At 75.9% G+C, this 15718-nt stretch carries 17 protein-coding genes; 7 read left to right on the top strand and 10 right to left on the bottom strand.

The genetic code is table 11. From position 1 onward, the window contains the following. Positions 1-28: 28 nt before the first annotated feature. Entirely contained in the window at positions 29-577 is a 549-nt protein-coding gene (locus tag HGCM_RS14655; protein ID WP_019137577.1) for a CGNR zinc finger domain-containing protein, read from the bottom strand. 146 nt (positions 578-723) lie between these two features. Between HGCM_RS14655 and HGCM_RS14650 the strand changes: the two genes are divergently transcribed. The 3 genes from HGCM_RS14650 (at position 724) to HGCM_RS14640 (ending at position 3655) form a co-directional block, all read left to right on the top strand. Next, positions 724-1755 (top strand): EamA family transporter, encoded by a 1032-nt coding sequence (locus HGCM_RS14650; protein ID WP_019137576.1) that lies wholly within the window; start codon positions 724-726, stop codon positions 1753-1755. A gap of 89 nt (positions 1756-1844) precedes the next feature. Then, positions 1845-2876: a TIGR03557 family F420-dependent LLM class oxidoreductase gene (locus HGCM_RS14645; protein ID WP_019137575.1), complete on the top strand. Its 1032-nt coding sequence runs from the start codon at positions 1845-1847 to the stop codon at positions 2874-2876. After that, on the top strand, positions 2876-3655 hold the full coding sequence (locus HGCM_RS14640) for a coenzyme F420-0:L-glutamate ligase (RefSeq protein WP_019137574.1): 780 nt from the start codon (positions 2876-2878) through the stop codon (positions 3653-3655). Before HGCM_RS14645 ends, HGCM_RS14640 begins: the two co-directional genes overlap by 1 nt. A 13-nt stretch (positions 3656-3668) precedes the next feature. Here the strand turns inward: HGCM_RS14640 and HGCM_RS14635 are convergent, their stop codons facing one another. From HGCM_RS14635 to HGCM_RS14605, 7 genes are read right to left on the bottom strand one after another with little or no spacing between them, the layout of a single operon-like run. Beyond that, positions 3669-3992: a heavy metal-binding domain-containing protein gene (locus HGCM_RS14635; protein ID WP_019137573.1), complete on the bottom strand. Its 324-nt coding sequence runs from the start codon at positions 3990-3992 to the stop codon at positions 3669-3671. A 54-nt stretch (positions 3993-4046) separates the two neighbouring features. Then, positions 4047-4616, bottom strand: coding sequence for an HhH-GPD-type base excision DNA repair protein (locus HGCM_RS14630; protein WP_026075503.1), 570 nt, complete (start codon positions 4614-4616; stop codon positions 4047-4049). 41 nt (positions 4617-4657) lie between these two features. Next, the gene (gene cofC / locus HGCM_RS18455; RefSeq protein ID WP_019137571.1) at positions 4658-5290 is read right to left on the bottom strand and encodes a 2-phospho-L-lactate guanylyltransferase; all 633 of its coding nucleotides are present in this window, start codon (positions 5288-5290) and stop codon (positions 4658-4660) included. Continuing rightward, a complete protein-coding gene (gene cofD, locus HGCM_RS14620; RefSeq protein ID WP_026075502.1) occupies positions 5287-6270 on the bottom strand; it encodes a 2-phospho-L-lactate transferase in 984 nt (327 codons plus the stop codon). Before cofD ends, cofC begins: the two co-directional genes overlap by 4 nt. Continuing rightward, complete coding sequence (locus tag HGCM_RS14615) at positions 6267-7061, bottom strand: ABC transporter ATP-binding protein (protein WP_019137569.1); 795 nt, start codon at positions 7059-7061, stop codon at positions 6267-6269. The genes cofD and HGCM_RS14615 overlap by 4 nt, the downstream gene beginning before the upstream one ends. Next, positions 7052-8140 carry a putative F420-0 ABC transporter permease subunit gene (locus tag HGCM_RS14610; protein ID WP_019137568.1) on the bottom strand — a complete coding sequence of 363 codons (1089 nt, stop codon included), beginning with the start codon at positions 8138-8140 and terminating at the stop codon, positions 7052-7054. Before HGCM_RS14610 ends, HGCM_RS14615 begins: the two co-directional genes overlap by 10 nt. Next, the gene (locus HGCM_RS14605; RefSeq protein WP_019137567.1) at positions 8137-9126 is read right to left on the bottom strand and encodes a putative F420-0 ABC transporter substrate-binding protein; all 990 of its coding nucleotides are present in this window, start codon (positions 9124-9126) and stop codon (positions 8137-8139) included. Before HGCM_RS14605 ends, HGCM_RS14610 begins: the two co-directional genes overlap by 4 nt. A gap of 238 nt (positions 9127-9364) precedes the next feature. Between HGCM_RS14605 and HGCM_RS14600 the strand changes: the two genes are divergently transcribed. The 3 genes from HGCM_RS14600 to HGCM_RS14590 are packed head-to-tail and all read left to right on the top strand — an operon-like array spanning position 9365 to position 13798. Then, on the top strand, positions 9365-10120 hold the full coding sequence (locus tag HGCM_RS14600) for an SDR family oxidoreductase (RefSeq protein WP_019137566.1): 756 nt from the start codon (positions 9365-9367) through the stop codon (positions 10118-10120). A gap of 37 nt (positions 10121-10157) precedes the next feature. Next, positions 10158-11993 (top strand): ABC transporter ATP-binding protein, encoded by a 1836-nt coding sequence (locus HGCM_RS14595; RefSeq protein WP_019137565.1) that lies wholly within the window; start codon positions 10158-10160, stop codon positions 11991-11993. After that, positions 11990-13798 carry an ABC transporter ATP-binding protein gene (locus tag HGCM_RS14590; protein ID WP_019137564.1) on the top strand — a complete coding sequence of 603 codons (1809 nt, stop codon included), beginning with the start codon at positions 11990-11992 and terminating at the stop codon, positions 13796-13798. The genes HGCM_RS14595 and HGCM_RS14590 overlap by 4 nt, the downstream gene beginning before the upstream one ends. A gap of 55 nt (positions 13799-13853) precedes the next feature. On the opposite strand, the gene HGCM_RS14585 is transcribed toward HGCM_RS14590, so the two are convergent. Both HGCM_RS14585 and HGCM_RS14580 read right to left on the bottom strand, forming a co-directional pair. After that, entirely contained in the window at positions 13854-14645 is a 792-nt protein-coding gene (locus tag HGCM_RS14585; RefSeq protein WP_019137563.1) for a MerR family transcriptional regulator, read from the bottom strand. Positions 14646-14706: 61 nt separating this feature from the next. Then, a complete protein-coding gene (locus HGCM_RS14580) occupies positions 14707-15369 on the bottom strand; it encodes an HAD hydrolase-like protein (RefSeq protein ID WP_019137562.1) in 663 nt (220 codons plus the stop codon). A gap of 143 nt (positions 15370-15512) precedes the next feature. Between HGCM_RS14580 and HGCM_RS20020 the strand changes: the two genes are divergently transcribed. Then, positions 15513-15718 (top strand): hypothetical protein (locus HGCM_RS20020; RefSeq protein ID WP_218917049.1); only part of this gene is annotated, 206 nt, incomplete at its 3' end.

The following is a 15718-nucleotide window of genomic DNA, read 5'->3' as shown; positions in this document are numbered from 1 at the left end:
CGGCCGCCGGGGCCGTCCGGGTGGCGCGTCAGTCGGCGGCGCGCCGGGCGCGGTAGGCGGCGACGTGCGCGCGGTTCGCGCAGTTGTTGACGTCGCAGAACCGGCGGGAGCGGTTGCGCGAGAGGTCGACGAGCACGGCGTCGCAGTCCTCCGCCTCGCACGTCCGCAGGCGCGACTGCTCGTCGCTGCGGACGACGTCGACGACCGCCATCGCCGACTCGACGAGGATGACGGTGGCGAGCGGCGCGTCGGGCGCGGTGGCGTGCAGGTGCCAGTCCATGCCGTCGTGCCGGACGAGGAACGGCCGGGCCTGCGACTCCGCGAGCATCGCGTTGACCGTCGCCGCCGCCTCGTCGCGGTCGACGGACCACAGGCGGGCGAGCCGGTCGCGGGTCTCGCGCACCGCGGCGACCTCGGCGGCGTCGCCGTCGTGGCGCACCGAGTAGCGCCAGCGCTCGTAGAACGCGTCGAGCTCGTCGGGCGTGGTGAGCGCGTCGACGCCGTCGCGGCGCCGGGCCGTGTTCACCAGGTCGGCCGCGGCGGCCAGGTTCGCCTCCGTGTCAGGGGCGAAGACCATGTTGACTCCTGAATTCGTCTGGCCCTAGTGTCACGAGCGTACGAGCAGCTCACGCCTGAGAGCCCGCACCAGCCCACACGACCTCACGAGGGTGACGTGTGCGGACATCGTGCCCCCACCAGGCGATTCGATGCGGGAGGTCGCAGGTGTCGGGGGTCGTCGTGGGTGCCGCGGGCGTGCGCGGCCGCAGCGTGGGCATCGCCGCCGGGCTCGTCGCCGCGCTGGCGTTCGCGACCAGCGGGCCGGTGGTCAAGCCGCTGCTCGCCGCCGGGTGGTCGCCCGGCGCCGCGATCCTCGTGCGGCTGACGCTCGGCACGCTCCTGCTCGCGGGCCCCGCGTGCTGGGCGCTGCGCGGCCGGTGGGGCGCGCTGCGGCAGGAGTGGCGCACCGTGGTCGGCTTCGGCACGCTCGGCGTCGCCGTCGCCGCCGGGATGTACTTCCTGGCGGTCGAGCGCCTGCCCGTGGCGGTCGCGCTGCTCGTCGAGTACACCGGCCCGCTGCTGCTCGTGGCGTGGCGATGGCTCCGGACCCGGCGGGTACCGGCGCGCGCCACCCTCGTCGGCGCCGCCCTCGCCATGGGCGGCCTGGTGCTCGTCCTCGACCTCACCGGCGCCGTGCGCCTCGACCCGGTCGGCCTGCTGTTCGCGCTCGTCGCCGCCGTCGGCAACGCCGCCTACTTCGCCTTCACCGCGCGGCCCACCGAGCTGCCGCCCGTCGGCCTCGCCGGCGCCGGCATGGGCGTCGGCGCCCTCGCCATCGGCGCCGCGGCGCTCGTGGGCGTCCTGCCGCTCGAGGCGCCGCTCGTGGACGTCGAGGTCGTCGGCGTCGTCGTGCCGTGGTTCGTCCCGCTCGCCGTCGTCGGCGTGCTGCCCACCGCGGTCGCCTACGGCGTCTCGGCGGTGTCCGTGCGGATGCTCGGCGAGCGGGTCGCGTCGTTCCTCGCGCTCACCGAGGTGCTGTTCGCGGTACTGCTCGCGTGGCTCCTGCTCGCCGAGGCGCCGCTGGCCGTCCAGGTCGTCGGTGCGGTGCTCGTCGTGGCCGGCGTCGCGCTCGTGCGTCGGGGCGCGGACCGGGACGCCGCCGCCGCCCTGCTGCCGGCCCCGGTCACCGCCGAGCCGTCCGCAGGCGGCCGCGGCCCGGACGAGGACGAGCCCGCGCTCGCCGCCCCGCGGGGTTAGCCTCGCACCGAGGGTGAGCGCCGACCGCGTGCCCTCGCGACGAGCGGGACGAGCGGGACGAGCGGGACGACGAGCGGGAGAGGTGGCACGTGACCGAGAGCGGCACCGGGAACGGCACGGTGGGCGGGCTGACCGTCGGGTACGCGGCGATGCTGGAGCAGTTCCACCCGACCGAGGCGGTCGAGCTCTCCGCGCTCGCGGAGGAGCACGGCTTCTCCGGCGTCATGGCGGCGGACCACTACCAGCCGTGGGTCCCGGCGCAGGGGCAGGCCGCGTTCGTGTGGAACGTGCTCACCGCGATCGGCGAGCGCACCCGTGGCGACATGGGCCCCGGCGTCACGGCGCCGACGTTCCGCTGGCACCCCGCGATGGTCGCGCAGGCCAGCGCCACGCTCGCCGCGATGTACCCGGGGCGGCACTGGCTGGGTCTCGGTTCCGGCGAGGCGCTCAACGAGCACGTCGTGGCCGGCTACTGGCCCGAGGCGCCCGAGCGCATCAACCGCATGTTCGAGGCCATCGACATCATCAAGAAGCTGTTCTCGTCGTCCCTCGCGGGCAAGGACGTCAAGCACGCCGGCCAGTTCTACAAGCTCGAGTCGACCCGCCTGTGGACGATGCCGGAGGTCGCGCCCGAGATCCTCGTCGCGACCGCCGGCCCCGTGACGGCCAAGCGCGCGGGGCGGGTCGCGGACGGTCTCATCACCGTCGGGGCGCCGCTGGAGAAGATCTCGGGCCTGTTCCAGAAGTTCGACGACGGCGCGCGCGAGGCCGGCCGGGACCCGGGGTCGATGCCGAAGGTCCTGCAGCTGCACCTCTCGTGGGCGGAGACCGACGAGCAGGCCCTCGCGAACGCGATGCACGAGTGGCCCAACGGCGGCATGAAGTTCCCGAAGGCCGACATCCGCTCGCCGTTCGACTTCGAGCAGATGGCGAAGCTCGTGCGACCCGAGGACTTCGAGGGCCGCATGGTCATCTCGGCCGACCCCGACGTGCACCGCGCCGAGATCCAGAAGTACGTCGACCTCGGCTTCGACCGCGTCTACCTGCACAACGTCGGTCGCAACCAGCGCGAGTGGATCGAGGTCTTCGGCCGCGACGTCCTGCCGAAGCTGGCGCGCTAGTGGAGCTGCGCGTCTGGGCGCCGGACGGGCTGCCGGAGATCCAGCCGGGCGACGATTTCCTGGCGCTGCTCGTCGAGGTGCTGCGCGCCGACGCGGCCGCGGAGCCCGGCCACGCCCTGGCGGACGGGGACGTCCTGGTCCTGACGAGCAAGGTCGTCTCGAAGGCGGAGGGGCGGGTCGTCGCCGCGGACGACCGCGAGCAGGCCATCACCGACGAGACCGTGCGCGTCGTCGCGACGCGCGAGCACGCCCGCGGGGTCACCCGGATCGTCGAGAACCGCCTCGGGCTCGTCATGGCCGCCGCCGGCGTCGACGCGAGCAACACCCCCGCCGGCACGGTGCTGCTCCTGCCCGAGGACCCCGACGCGAGCGCCCGCTCGCTGCGCGCGGGGCTGCAGGAGGCGTTCGGCGTCCGGCTCGGGCTGCTCGTGACCGACACGGCGGGCCGGCCCTGGCGCCAGGGCGTCACGGACCTCACCATCGGGGCGGCGGGCGTCCGGCTGCTCGACGACCTCAAGGGGCAGCTCGACTCGTTCGGCCGGCCGCTGGAGATGACGGTCACCGCCACGGCGGACGAGATCGCCTCGGCCGCGGAGCTCGTCAAGGGCAAGGCCGCGGGACGGCCGCTCGCCGTTGTCCGAGGGCTGGACGTGGTGACGGACGACGACGGCCCGGGCGCCCGCACGCTAGCGCGCGTCGGCGACGACGACATGTTCCACCAGGGCAGCGCCGAGGCGTACGCCCAGGGCTGGAAGGACGCGGTGGAGCAGCGCGGCTGACGCGCCGCGCCCGTCAGGAGCCGGCGTCGACCGGCTCGACGACCACCGCGGTGCCGTACGCCAGGATCTCGCGGTGCTGCTCCGCGGCGGCCGTGTCCATGCGCAGCCCGACGACGGCGTTCGCGCCGCGCGCGGCGGCCTCCGCGACGAGCCGGTTCACGGCGTCGCGTCGCATGTCGTACGACGCGCGCGTGAGGTCCGGCGACTCCGCCTGGCCGATGGACCCGAACGCGCGGCTCAGGCTCACCGCCGGCGTGCCGGTGCGCAGGCCCATCACCTCGCCGAGCACGGCCGTGATGCGGTGCCCGGGGAGCTCGTCGGTCGTGACCACGATCATGGCGCGAGCGTGCCACGCCGGGCCGTGATCCGGGCGCAGGCGCGAGGTGGTGCCTCAGCCGGCCTTGGCGGCGGCCTTCGCGGCCTTCTTCGTCGCGCGGACCTCCGCGAGCGACGTCGGGTCGGTGACGTCGGCGATCGAGCGCCGGGAGCCGTCCTCGCCGTAGGCGCCGGCGGCCTCGCGCCACCCGAGCGGCTCGACGCCGAGCTGCTTGCCGAGCAGCGCGAGGAAGATGCGCGCCTTCTGGTCGCCGAAGCCCGGCAGCGCCTTGAGCCGCCGCAGCACCGTCGCGCCGTCGGGGTCGCCGTGCGTCCAGATCCGGGCCGCGTCGCCGTGGTACTCCTCGACGACGGCGCGGGCGACGGCCTGGATGCGGGCCGCCATCGAGCCCGGGTAGCGGTGCACGGCCGGGGGCGTCGTGCACAGGGCCACGAACTCCTCGGGGTCGGCGTCCGCGATGACGTGCGGGTCGAGGTCGCCCATCCGCTCCCGGAGCTTCCACGGGCCGGCGAAGGCGGCCTCCATCGGGTACTGCTGGTCCAGCAGCATGCCGACCAGCAGCGCGAACGGGTCGGTGGAGAGCAGCTCGTCCGCGGCGGGCTCGCCGGTGATCCACAGCGTCATGCGGCCATCCTGCCGCACGCCGCCCGTCCGCACACCGGCCCTCAGGCGGAGGGGGTGAGGGCGCGCCGGGTGCGCGGCGCCGGCCGGTGCGCGCGGGTCCACGCGAGGTCGTCGGGGACGTCGACGTCGTGACGGGCGCCCGAGCCGGCAGGCAGCGTGAGGGGCACGTGACCCGCGGCCGCGTGGCGAGCGGACGAGCCGGAGCCGAAGGACGGGCGCAGCGACGTGAGCGCGGTGAGGACGGTCGTGCCGGTGCCGGCGGCGTCGGGCACGTGCGCGCGCTCGTGCGGGGCGGCGCGGTCCAGGACCTCCTCGACGCCCTCCGGCGTGAGGAGCGGCAGGTCGCCGAGCACGACGGCCAGCGGGCATCCCGGGGCCCGCCGGCGCGCCTCGTGCGCGCCCGCGAGCACCGCGGCGTCCAGGCCCGCGGCGGGGTCGTCGACGACGACGAGCGGGGCGGTGGCGGTGTCGTCCGCCGCGACGCGCGCGAGCGCCTCGTCGGAGCACACCAGGACGACGCCCGCGACGGACCGGGCGCCCCGCACGGCGGCGAGCGTGTCGAGCGCCATGGCGCGGACGAGCGCGGTGCGGTCGTCGTCCGGCAGGACGCCGGCGAGGCGGCTCTTGCCGCGGGCGGCCTCCTTGACCGGGACGACGACCCACCAGCGGGTCACGGCGCGCGCCCCACGAGGTCGAGCGCGGCGGCGGCGACGCGAGCGGCGGCGTCCTCGTCCGTCATGAGCGTGGGGGCCGCGGCGGCGGTCCACCCCGCCTCGCTCAGGTGCCGGGCGGCCGGCGCGTCCGCGTCGTCGACGAGCCACGCGTCGAGCACGCCGCCGTCCACCCGCCGTCCGTAGTGCTCCGCGACCGCGGCGGCGTCGGTCGCGACGCCGATCGCCGTGAGGCACGCGTCCGCCATGCCGCGTACGGGGGCGCCGCCGACGATCGGGCTCACCCCGACGACCGGCCCGGGTGCCGCCCGCAGCGCGTCGCGCACGCCCGGCACGCCGAGGATCGTGCCGACGGAGACGACCGGGTTCGAGGGCGGCACGAGCACGACGTCGGCCCCCGCCAGCGCCTCGAGCACGCCGGGCGCCGGGGAGGCGCCCTCGACGCCGGCCTGCAGGAACCCGCGCGCGGGCAGCGCGGCGCGGTGGCGCACCCACCATTCCTCGAAGTGGAGCGTCCCCTCGTCCGTGACGACGTGCGTCTCGACCTCGTCGTCGGTCATGGGCAGCAGCTCGACCGGGAGCGACCAGCGCCGGGCGAGCCGGCGGGTCACGGCGGACAGCGGCTCGCCGCGGCGCAGCAGCTCGGTGCGCGCGAGGTGCGTCGCGAGGTCGAGGTCGCCGAGCGTGAACCACTCCCAGCCGAGCCCGTACGCGGCGAGGTCCCGGGACACGCGGCGGGACTCCTCGCGCCGCCCCCAGCCCTGCTCCTCGTGCACGGCGCCGCCGAGCGTGTACATGAGCGTGTCCAGGTCGGGGCAGACGCGCACGCCGTGCAGCCACAGGTCGTCGCCGGTGTTCGCGACCACGGTGACGCGCGCGCGGGTGCCGCCGTCGCCGTCGGGCAGGCGCTCGCGCAGGAGCCGGAGGAGCCCGCGGGTGAACCGCGCGCCGCCGACGCCGCCGGACAGCACCGTGATCCTCACGCGTCTGCCTCCGCCCGGCCCGCGAGCGCGATCACCGGGCGGCCCGTGCGGGGGTGGACCAGCACGTCGGCGTCGACGTCGTAGACCTCCCGCAGGCGTGCGGGGGTGAGCACCTGCTCCGGCGTGCCGGACGCGACGAGCCGGCCGCGGTGCAGCAGGAGCACGTGGTCGCAGAAGGCTGCGGCGAGGTTGAGGTCGTGCAGCGCGGCGACCGTCGTGGTGCCGAGGCTCCGCACGAACCCGAGCAGGCTGAGCTGGGCGCTCACGTCGAGGTGGTTCGTCGGCTCGTCGAGCAGCAGCAGGCTCGGCTCCTGCGCGAGCGCACGCGCGACGTGGACGCGCTGGCGCTCGCCGCCCGACAGGGTGGACCACAACCGGTCGGCGAGCTCGGCCACGCCGGCGGTCGCCAGCGCGCGGTGCACCGCCTCGGCGTCGTCGTCGGCGCCCCACAGCGTGCGGAACGGCGTCCGGCCGAGCGCGACGACCTCCCGCACCGTGAGCGGCACGGTGCTGGACGACTCCTGCTCGAGCAGCGCCACCCGTCGCGCGCGCTCGCGGCGGGGGAGCGCACGCACGTCCTGGCTGTCGTCCCCGACGAGCACCGCGCCGCCATCGGGCACGAGCAGACCCGCGACGGTCCGCAGCAGCGTCGTCTTGCCGGCGCCGTTCGGGCCCAGCAGCCCGGTGAGCCGCCCGGCGGGGGGCGTCGCGTCGACCTCGTCGACGACCCACCGCCCACCCAGGCGGACGCGGACGCCGTCGACGCGGACGGGGTAGGGCGTCAGGTCCATGCCGACCCCCCGCGGCGGCGCAGCAGCACCGCGAACACGGGCACGCCGACGAGCGCCGTGACGATCCCGACGGGCAGCTCGCGCGGGTCGAACACCGTCCGCGCGAGCGTGTCCGCCCACACGAGGAAGACCGCGCCCGTCACGGCGGCGACCGGGAGCAGGCGCCGGTGCGCCGGCCCCGTGAGCGACCCGACGGCGTGGGGCAGCACCAGGCCGACGAAGCCGATGGCGCCGGAGACGGCGACCATCGCCCCAGTGAGCAGCGCGACGAGGGTCAGCAGGGTCCACCGCGTGCGGTCGACGTCGATGCCGAGCGCGGCCGCGGCCGTGTCGCCGAACGCGAACGCGTCGAGGCGCAGGCCGGCGAGCACCAGCACGGTGCCGACGACGAGGACGGCAGGCGCGCTGATCGCGACCGACTGCCACGTCGACCCGGCGAGCGACCCCAGCAGCCAGGACAGAATCTCGCGGTAGGAGTCGCCCGTCGCGGTCCAGAAGATGACGAACGACGTGCCGGCGGCGCACAGCTGCGAGACCGCGAGCCCCGCCAGCACGGCCCGGCCGGGCGTCAGCGTGCCGCCGGTGCGGGCCAGCGCCAGCGTCGCGGCCAGCGCGGCGAGGGCCCCCGCGAACGCGGCCACGGGCAGCAGCAGCCCGACGCCGACGACGAGGACGGCGACCGCGCCCAGCGACGCCCCGGACGACAGACCCAGCAGGTACGGGTCCGCGAGCGGGTTGCGGGTGAGCGACTGCATGACGGCGCCCGCCAGTGCCAGCCCGGCGCCGACCGCGGCGGCGGTCAGCACGCGCGGCAGCCGCAGCTCCCAGACGATGGCGTCCCGCAGCCGCTCGACGGGCACCACGTCCAGCCCGAGGTGCCCGCCGATGCTGCGGGCCACCTCCGACACCGACAGGTCCGCCGGGCCGATCGTCACCGCGACGAGCACCGTCGCGACGAGCACCGCCACGCCGACGGCGAGCAGCACCGCGAGCGGCGTGCGCGCCGGCGCGGCGGGGACGCCGTCCGCCCGGTCCTGCGCCGCCCTCGTCGGTGCCGGCTCGCTCGTCGTCGTGCTCACGACCCCAGGGCCGCGACCTGCTCGGCCACGGACGTCACGGCGGAGGCGGAGCGGACGCCCGCCTCGCTCGCCGGGAACGGCACGGTGACGTACCGGTGCTCGCGCACCGCGGTGAGCTCCCGCGTCGCCGGGTTGGACTCCAGCATCGTGATCTTGTCGGCGGCGGTGTTCCACGTCGCGTCGACCAGCACGAGCACGTCGGGGTCCGCCTCGACGACCTTCTCCCAGCTGACCGAGGTCCACGTGTCGTGCACGTCGGCGAACACGTTGGTCAGGCCCGCCGCGTCCATCACCATCTGCGGCGAGCCGATCCCCGCGCCGACGTACGGCGTGTCCGTGCCCGAGCTGTACCAGAGCGCGGTCGTCGGCTCGGCCGGCTTCTGCACGGCATCGAGCTGCGCCTGCTGCTCCGCGACCAGCGCCTCGGCCCGGTCCTGCACGCCGAAGAACGACGCCACCTCGCGGATCTCGCCGAACACCTCGTCGAACGTGAGCGGGTCGGGCATGTAGCCCTTCTCCTTGCACGCGGCGGGGGAGACGTACGTCTGGATCCCCAGGCCCGCGAGCGTCGCGCGGTCGCCCGCGCCGTCGGCGGAGAAGTTCGACTCCCAGCCGGCGTAGACGAAGTCCGGCTCGACCTCGAGCAGCGCCTCCTGGCCGGGCACCTTGTCGGAGAGCACCGGCACGTCCGCGGCCGCGTCCGCCCACGCGTCGGGCACGGGCCCGTCCGCGAACGCCGTTCCGACGAGCCGGTCGCCGAGCCCCAGGGCCAGCATCATCTCGGTCGACGTGGACTTGATGGTCACCACGCGCTGCGGCGGCTGCTCGACCGTCACGGTCGTGCCGCAGTCGTCGACGGTCACCGGGGTGAAGCCGGCGTCGGACGCGGTCGGGGTGGCGGAGGGCGACGAGCCGGCCGGGCCGCCCGCGCAGGCCGCGAGGGCCAGCAGGGGCAGCAGGGCGGCGACGATCCTCGGGCGCATCATCGGGAGGTCTCCCTGGGCAGAGGGTGGGGGACGACCCGGGGCCGGGGGTCGGGCGCACGTCGCGCCCCGGGCGCTGCCGCTGCGGGCGCGCGTCCTCGGCCAAGCACGGCCGGGGTCCTCGCACACCCTAGGTCGCGGTGCCGGTGCCGGGCGAGTCCGCGTCGCGGCGACGGGCGCCGGCGACGGGGCGCCCGCGGGTACCGTGCGGACGACAGCCACGCGACCCGCAGGAGCCCGCATGCCTCCCACCGACCGTCCCCGCCGCGCCCTCGTCACCGGTGCCTCGTCCGGGATCGGCGCCGCGACCGTGCGCCGGCTGCGGGCGGACGGCTGGGACGTCGTCGCGACCGCCCGACGAGCCGACCGGCTGGAGGCGCTCGCGGCCGAGACGGGCGCCGTCCCGGTCGTGGCGGACGTGACGAAGGACGACGACGTCGCCGCGCTTGCCGAGCACGTGCTGGCGACGGGTGGTCTCGACGCGCTGGTCAACAACGCGGGCGGTGCGCTGGGCCTCGACCCCGTCGCCGACGCGGACCTCGAGCAGTGGCGCACGATGTACGAGCTCAACGTGCTGGGCACGCTGCGGGTCACGCAGGCGCTGCTGCCGACGCTGCGCGAGCGCGGCGGCGACGTGCTGGTGCTGACGTCGACCGCGGCGCTCGACCCGTACGTGGGGGGAGCGGGGTACACGGGCGTGAAGGCGGCCGAGCAGATGCTCGCGACGACGCTGCGCTGGGAGCTCGCGGGGGAACCGGTGCGTGTGATCCAGGTCGCGCCAGGCGCGGTCGCCACGGAGGAGTTCTCGCTCGTCCGGTTCGGCGGCGACGCGGAGCGCGCGGCGGCCGTGTACCAGGGCTACGAGCCGCTGGTGGCGGACGACGTCGCCGACGTCATCGCGTTCGCGCTCGGCCGCCCGCCGCACGTCAACGTCGACCTGCTGGTGGTGCGCCCGCGCGCCCAGGTCAACAACTGGACGACCGCCCGCCGAGACTGACCGCGCGGCTGTCGGGGACCGTTCGTAGGGTGGGCGGGTGCCCGTCGCTCCACCCTCCTCGTCCGGCGGCGCGTCCTCCTCGACCCTGCGGGTGCTGTGGCGCCTGCGCGAGTGGGCGCGCCCTGCCCTGCCGCGGATCGCGCTGGGCGGCCTCACCGCGCTCGGGGCGAGCCTGCTCGCCCTCGCCGTCCCGCAGGTGCTGCGGTGGGTCGTCAACGGGCCGCTGCTCGGCGACGGGTCGACGCGGGGCGTCGTCCTCGGCTCGCTGCTCGTCCTCGCGCTGGGCGCGCTCGAGGCGTTCCTCGTCTGGTGCCGTCGCGCGCTGATCCTCACGCCCGGCACCAGCGTCGAGCGGGACATGCGCACGACGCTGTTCCGCCACCTGCTGGACCAGCCGGTCGCGTTCCACGACCGCTGGTCGGGCGGGCAGCTGCTCTCGCGCGCGATGAGCGACCTGTCGACGATCCGGCGCTGGATCGTCTTCGGCCTGGTCATGACGCTGGTGTCGGCCACGACGATCGTCGTGGGCGTGGGCCTCATGCTCGCCACGTCCTGGCAGCTCGGCCTCGTCTACGTCGCCGGCGCCGTCCCGATGGTCTGGCTGGGCTTCCGGTTCCGCGAGGACTACAAGGTGGTCGCCCGCCGGGCGCGCGACCAGGCCGGCGACCTCGCGACGACCGTCGAGGAGTCCGTGCACGGCATCCGCGTGCTCAAGGCGTTCGGCCGCGGGGAGGACGCGCTCGAGGACTTCGCCCGCCAGGCCGACGCGCTGCGCGAGACCGAGGTGCACAAGGCCCGCACCCTCTCGCGCGTCTCGTTCGCGCTCGGCGCGATCCCCGAGGCGGTGCTCGCGGTGGCGCTGGCCGTGGGCGTGCCGCTCGCGGCGAGCGGGCAGCTGAGCGTCGGTGCGCTGGTCGCCTTCTTCGCCACCGCCGCCGTGGTCAACAACCCGGTCGAGCGGCTGGGGCAGCTCCTGGCCATGACCCTCGACGCCAAGGCGGCGACCGACCGCTACGTGCAGGTGATCGACACGGTGCCCGCGGTGCAGGACCCGGCCGCGCCGGCCCACCTGCCGCCCGCCGACCCGCGGGGCGCCCGGGTGGAGCTCGCGGGGGTCCGGTTCGCCCACGCGCCGCGGCGGGGCGAGGCCTCCGGCGAGGTGCTCGCGGGCGTCGACCTGGCGCTGGAGCCGGGCGAGACGATGGCGCTCGTCGGCGTCACCGGCAGCGGCAAGACGACGCTCCTGCAGCTCGTGCCCCGGCTCTCCGACGTGACGGCGGGCGCCGTCCGCATCGACGGCGTCGACGTCCGCGACCTCACGCGGGCCGAGCTGCGCGCGGCCGTCTCGGTCGCGTTCGAGGACCCCATCCTGTTCTCCGCGTCGGTGCGGGAGAACGTGCTGCTCGGCGTCGAGGACGTCGACGACGAGGCCGCCGAGGCGCGCCTGGAGGAGGCGCTGGAGGTCGCGCACGCGGGGTTCGCCCGCCGGCTGCCGCGAGGGCTCGACACCGTCATCGGCGAGGAAGGACTGAGCCTGTCGGGCGGGCAGCGCCAGCGCATCGCGCTCGCGCGGGCCATCGCCGTGCACCCACGGGTGCTGCTGCTCGACGACCCGCTGTCCGCCCTGGACGTCGAGACGGAGGCGCGCGTCACCGCGCGGCTGCGGGCCACGCTCGCCTCGACCACGACCCTGGTCGTCGCCCACCGCACGTCGACGGTCGCGCTCGCGGACCGTGTCGCGGTGCTGGAGGACGGCCGCATCACGGGCGTCGGCCGGCACGCTGAGCTGCTCGCGAGCCACCCGCACTACCGGTACGTGCTGACGGCGCTGGAGCACGAGCACGCCGACGAGCCCGTCGAGGCGGTCCGATGAGCACGACGGCCGTCCGCCCGCCCGCGTCGGACGAGGAGACGCTCGACGGCCGGGCGCTGCGTGCGCGGTCGATGCGCCTGCTCGGCTCGCTCGTCCGCCCCGTCGCCCGCGCGGTGTGGGGCACCGCGCTGCTCGTCGTCGGCTCGCAGGTCGCGCTCGTCGCCGGCCCCGCGCTCGTCGCCTACGGGATCGACTCCGCGCTGCCGGCCCTGCGCGGCGGCGACGCGCGCCCGCTGTGGTTCGCGGCGGGCGGCTACCTGGTCGCCGCGCTGCTCGGCGGCCTGCTGACGGCGGCGACCGTGCGCACGTCCGCGCGCGTGAGCCAGTCGATCCTGCTGGACCTGCGGCGCCGCGTGTTCCGGCACACCCAGCGCCTCGACCTCGAGTTCCACGAGCGCTACACGTCGGGCCGGATCATCTCGCGGCAGACGTCCGACCTCGACGCGCTGCGCGAGCTGCTCGACGGCGGCATCACGACCCTCGCGACGAGCACGCTGGCGATGCTGCTGACCGGCGTCTCGCTGGCGCTGCTGGACTGGCGGTCGGGCCTGGTCCTGCTGGTCGCCGTCGTGCCGGGCGCGCTGGTGACCCGCTGGTTCCAGCTCCGCTCGGTCGTGCTCTACCGGGCCAGCCGCACCGCGGTCGCGCGGGTGATCGTGCGGTTCGTCGAGACCATGACGGGCATCCGCGCGGTGCAGGCGTTCCGCCGCGAGCCCGCGACCGCGGCGACGTACGACGGCCTGGCCGAGGACTACCGGGCGAACACGGCCCGGTCGATCCGCATCAACGGCGTGTTCGACTCCAGCCTCACGCTGATCGGCAACGTCACCGTGGCGGTCGTGCTGCTGCTCGGGGGCCTGCGCGTGCTGGACGGCGGCCTCGACGTCGGCGTCCTCGTCGCCGCGGTGCTCTACGCGCGGCGGTTCTTCGCGCCGCTGCGCGACATCGGCATGGTCTACAACTCGTTCCAGTCGGCGACCGCCGCGCTGGAGAAGCTCGCCGGGCTGCTCGGGCACGAGCCGTCCGTGCCGGACCCGGTGCACCCCGTGCCGCTGCGGGACGTGCGCGGCGACGTGCGCTTCGACGGCGTCGAGTTCGGCTACGGCGACGGGCCCACGGTCCTGCCGCGGCTCGACCTGCACGTCCCGGCGGGGCAGGTCGTCGCGCTCGTCGGGGAGACGGGCGCCGGGAAGTCGACCGTCGCCAAGCTGCTCGCGCGGTTCTACGACGTGCGCGCCGGCGCGGTGCTCGTCGACGGCATCGACGTGCGCGAGGCCGACCCTGCCGACCTGCGGCGCTCGCTCGTCATGGTGACCCAGGAGGCCTACCTGTTCTCGGGGTCGGTGGCCGCGAACATCGCGCTCGGCCGCCCCGACGCGACGCGCGAGGAGATCGAGGCCGCCGCCCGCGCGGTGGGCGTGCACGAGCTCGTGGCGTCGCTCCCGGACGGGTACGACACCGAGGTGGACAAGCGCGGCGGCCGGCTCTCCGCCGGTCAGCGTCAGCTCGTCTCGTTCGCCCGGGCGTTCCTCGCCGACCCCGCCGTGCTGATCCTCGACGAGGCGACGAGCGCGCTGGACGTGCCCGGCGAGGCGCTCGTGCAGGAGGGGCTGCGCACCCTGCTGGCCGGCCGGACGGCGGTCGTCATCGCGCACCGCCTCTCGACCGTCATGGGTGCCGACCGCGTGCTCGTGGTCGACGCGGGCCGGGTCGTCGAGGACGGCTCGCCCGCACAGCTCGTCGCCGCCGGCGGGCGGTTCGCCGCGCTGCACGACGAGTGGCAGCGCTCGATCGCGTCGTCCTGACGGGCAGGCGTCGACGGCCGGCCCCCGGGAAGGGGCCGGCCGTCGCTGTCGCGGGCTACAGGTGCCGGGCCGCGTACGCGTGCAGCGCGTCGCGGACGAACGTCGCCCCGTGCCGCCCGCCGTAGCTCGCCGCGAACCGCTCGTCCGCGACGTACATGTCGGCGAGCCCGGTGACGTACTCGCGCACCGGCGTGGACCCGTGGCCCGGCGTGCCGGGCACCGACCCGAGCCAGGCGACGTGCCGGGACGCCAGCTCCTGCGCCTCGTCGGAGGCGGGGTCGACGTCGCGCTCCGCGGCGGCCGCCCAGTCCTGCGCGAGCTGGGCCGTGCGCGCCTTCCAGGCGGTGCGCTCGTCCTCGCTCATCGACCGCCACCAGGTGTCGGACGCCGCGTACGCGTCCGCGCCCCAGCGCTGCTCGACCTCGTCCTGGTACTGCGTGTGGTCGAAGCCGTCGAACATGTCCTTCGCCATGATCGCGACCCCCTCCTCCCGTGCGTGGATGGTCCGTTCGACGGAGGCGATGCGGCGGGCGAGCCGCCGCTGCTCGTCGTGGAGCCGGTCGAGGTGGCGGCGCAGCGCCGCCGTCTCGTCCGTCTCCCGGTCGAGCACCTCGCGGATGTCCGCGAGGCCGAGCCCGAGGTCGCGCAGCAGCAGGATCCGCTGCAGGCGCACGAGCGCGTCGGCGTCGTACCGGCGGTACCCGTTGGTGCCGACGCCCGACGGCTCGAGCAGCCCGATCCGGTGGTAGTGCCGCAGCGTGCGGCTCGTCGTCCCGGTGAGCCGGGCGACCTCCTGGATCGAGGCGTGCGCGTGCCGGCGGGACGCCCGCTCGCTGGTCGTGCTCATCGCTGCGCCTCCGTCGTGGATGTGAACCTGATCCACGGTAGGAGTTGACGCTGCGTCAAGGTCAAGCGGCGGCGCGCAGCAGCTCCAGCGCCGTCGCGGCGAGGTCGGCCGGCTCGGCGACGACGGCGGTCGCGCCGGCGTCCTCGAGCTCGCCCGGCTGCGCGTAGCCCCACCGCACGCCGACGGCCCGCAGCCCGTTCTCGATCGCCCCGTGCACGTCGTGCTCGCGGTCCCCGACCATGAGCAGCGCACCGGCGTCGAGCCCCGCGGCGCTCGTGCTGAGGGCGCGCGCGATGATGTCGCCCTTCGAGGTCCCCTCGTCCAGGGGCGCTCCGAAGACGCCGTCGACGAAGCGGTCGAGCCCGAGCCGCTCGACGATCGGCCCGGCGAACACCTCGGGCTTGGCGGTCGCGACGACGAGCCGGACGCCGGCGTCGCGCAGGGCCTGCAGCGCCTCGGGGACGCCGTCGTAGACCGTCGCGTCGTAGAGGCCGCCGGCGGCGAACGCCTCGCGGTAGCTCGCGACGACCGGCTCGACGAGCTCCTCCGGCACGTGGTGACGACGCATCGAGTCGTGGATCGGCGGGCCGACGAACGTGCGCAGCGTCGCCTCGTCGGGCACCGGCAGGCCGTGCGCCGCGAACGCGTGCCGCAGCGAGGAGTAGATGCCGGGGGCGGAGTCGATGAGGGTGCCGTCGAGGTCGAGCAGGATCGTCGGGGTCATGCCGTCCATTGTCCGACGTCCCCGCGGGCGGGCCGACGGGGCCGGACCGGTCGCCGCCGTCCCCGGAACGGCACCTGACGGCAACGAGGCGGCAACACGAGCCCCCTAGCCTGCCGGGACGGCGGGAGGGGGAGCAGGTGGCGGTGCAGGCGGAGACCGACGTGCGCGCGTGGCTCCACGACGACTTCGACGTCGACGTCCGGACCCTCGACGCGGTGCCGGCAGGCGCCGACGGGGCGGCGTGCACCTGGCGCGCCGCGACCGACGACGGCGCGCTCGCGGTGCGCTGGACCTCCGGCGGCTCGCCCGGCGGGCTCGAGGCCACCGCGGCGATCGCCCGCGCGCTGCC

The organism is Cellulomonas massiliensis JC225 (assembly GCF_000312005.1).
GTDB classification, from domain to species: Bacteria; Actinomycetota; Actinomycetes; order Actinomycetales; family Cellulomonadaceae; genus Cellulomonas; species Cellulomonas massiliensis.
This window is presented reverse-complemented; position numbering and strand designations above follow the sequence as displayed.

Coding starts and splice junctions, on each gene's coding strand:
- HGCM_RS14655 (WP_019137577.1), bottom strand. CDS start 577: ATGGTCTTCGCCCCTGACACGGAGGCGAACCTGGCCGCCGCGGCCGAC.
- HGCM_RS14635 (WP_019137573.1), bottom strand. CDS start 3,992: ATGATCGTGGTCACGACCGACGAGCTCCCCGGGCACCGCATCACGGCC.
- HGCM_RS14630 (WP_026075503.1), bottom strand. CDS start 4,616: ATGACGCTGTGGATCACCGGCGAGCCCGCCGCGGACGAGCTGCTCTCC.
- HGCM_RS14615 (WP_019137569.1), bottom strand. CDS start 7,061: ATGGACCTGACGCCCTACCCCGTCCGCGTCGACGGCGTCCGCGTCCGC.
- HGCM_RS14605 (WP_019137567.1), bottom strand. CDS start 9,126: ATGATGCGCCCGAGGATCGTCGCCGCCCTGCTGCCCCTGCTGGCCCTC.
- HGCM_RS14600 (WP_019137566.1), top strand. CDS start 9,365: ATGCCTCCCACCGACCGTCCCCGCCGCGCCCTCGTCACCGGTGCCTCG.
- HGCM_RS14590 (WP_019137564.1), top strand. CDS start 11,990: ATGAGCACGACGGCCGTCCGCCCGCCCGCGTCGGACGAGGAGACGCTC.
- HGCM_RS14585 (WP_019137563.1), bottom strand. CDS start 14,645: ATGAGCACGACCAGCGAGCGGGCGTCCCGCCGGCACGCGCACGCCTCG.
- HGCM_RS14580 (WP_019137562.1), bottom strand. CDS start 15,369: ATGACCCCGACGATCCTGCTCGACCTCGACGGCACCCTCATCGACTCC.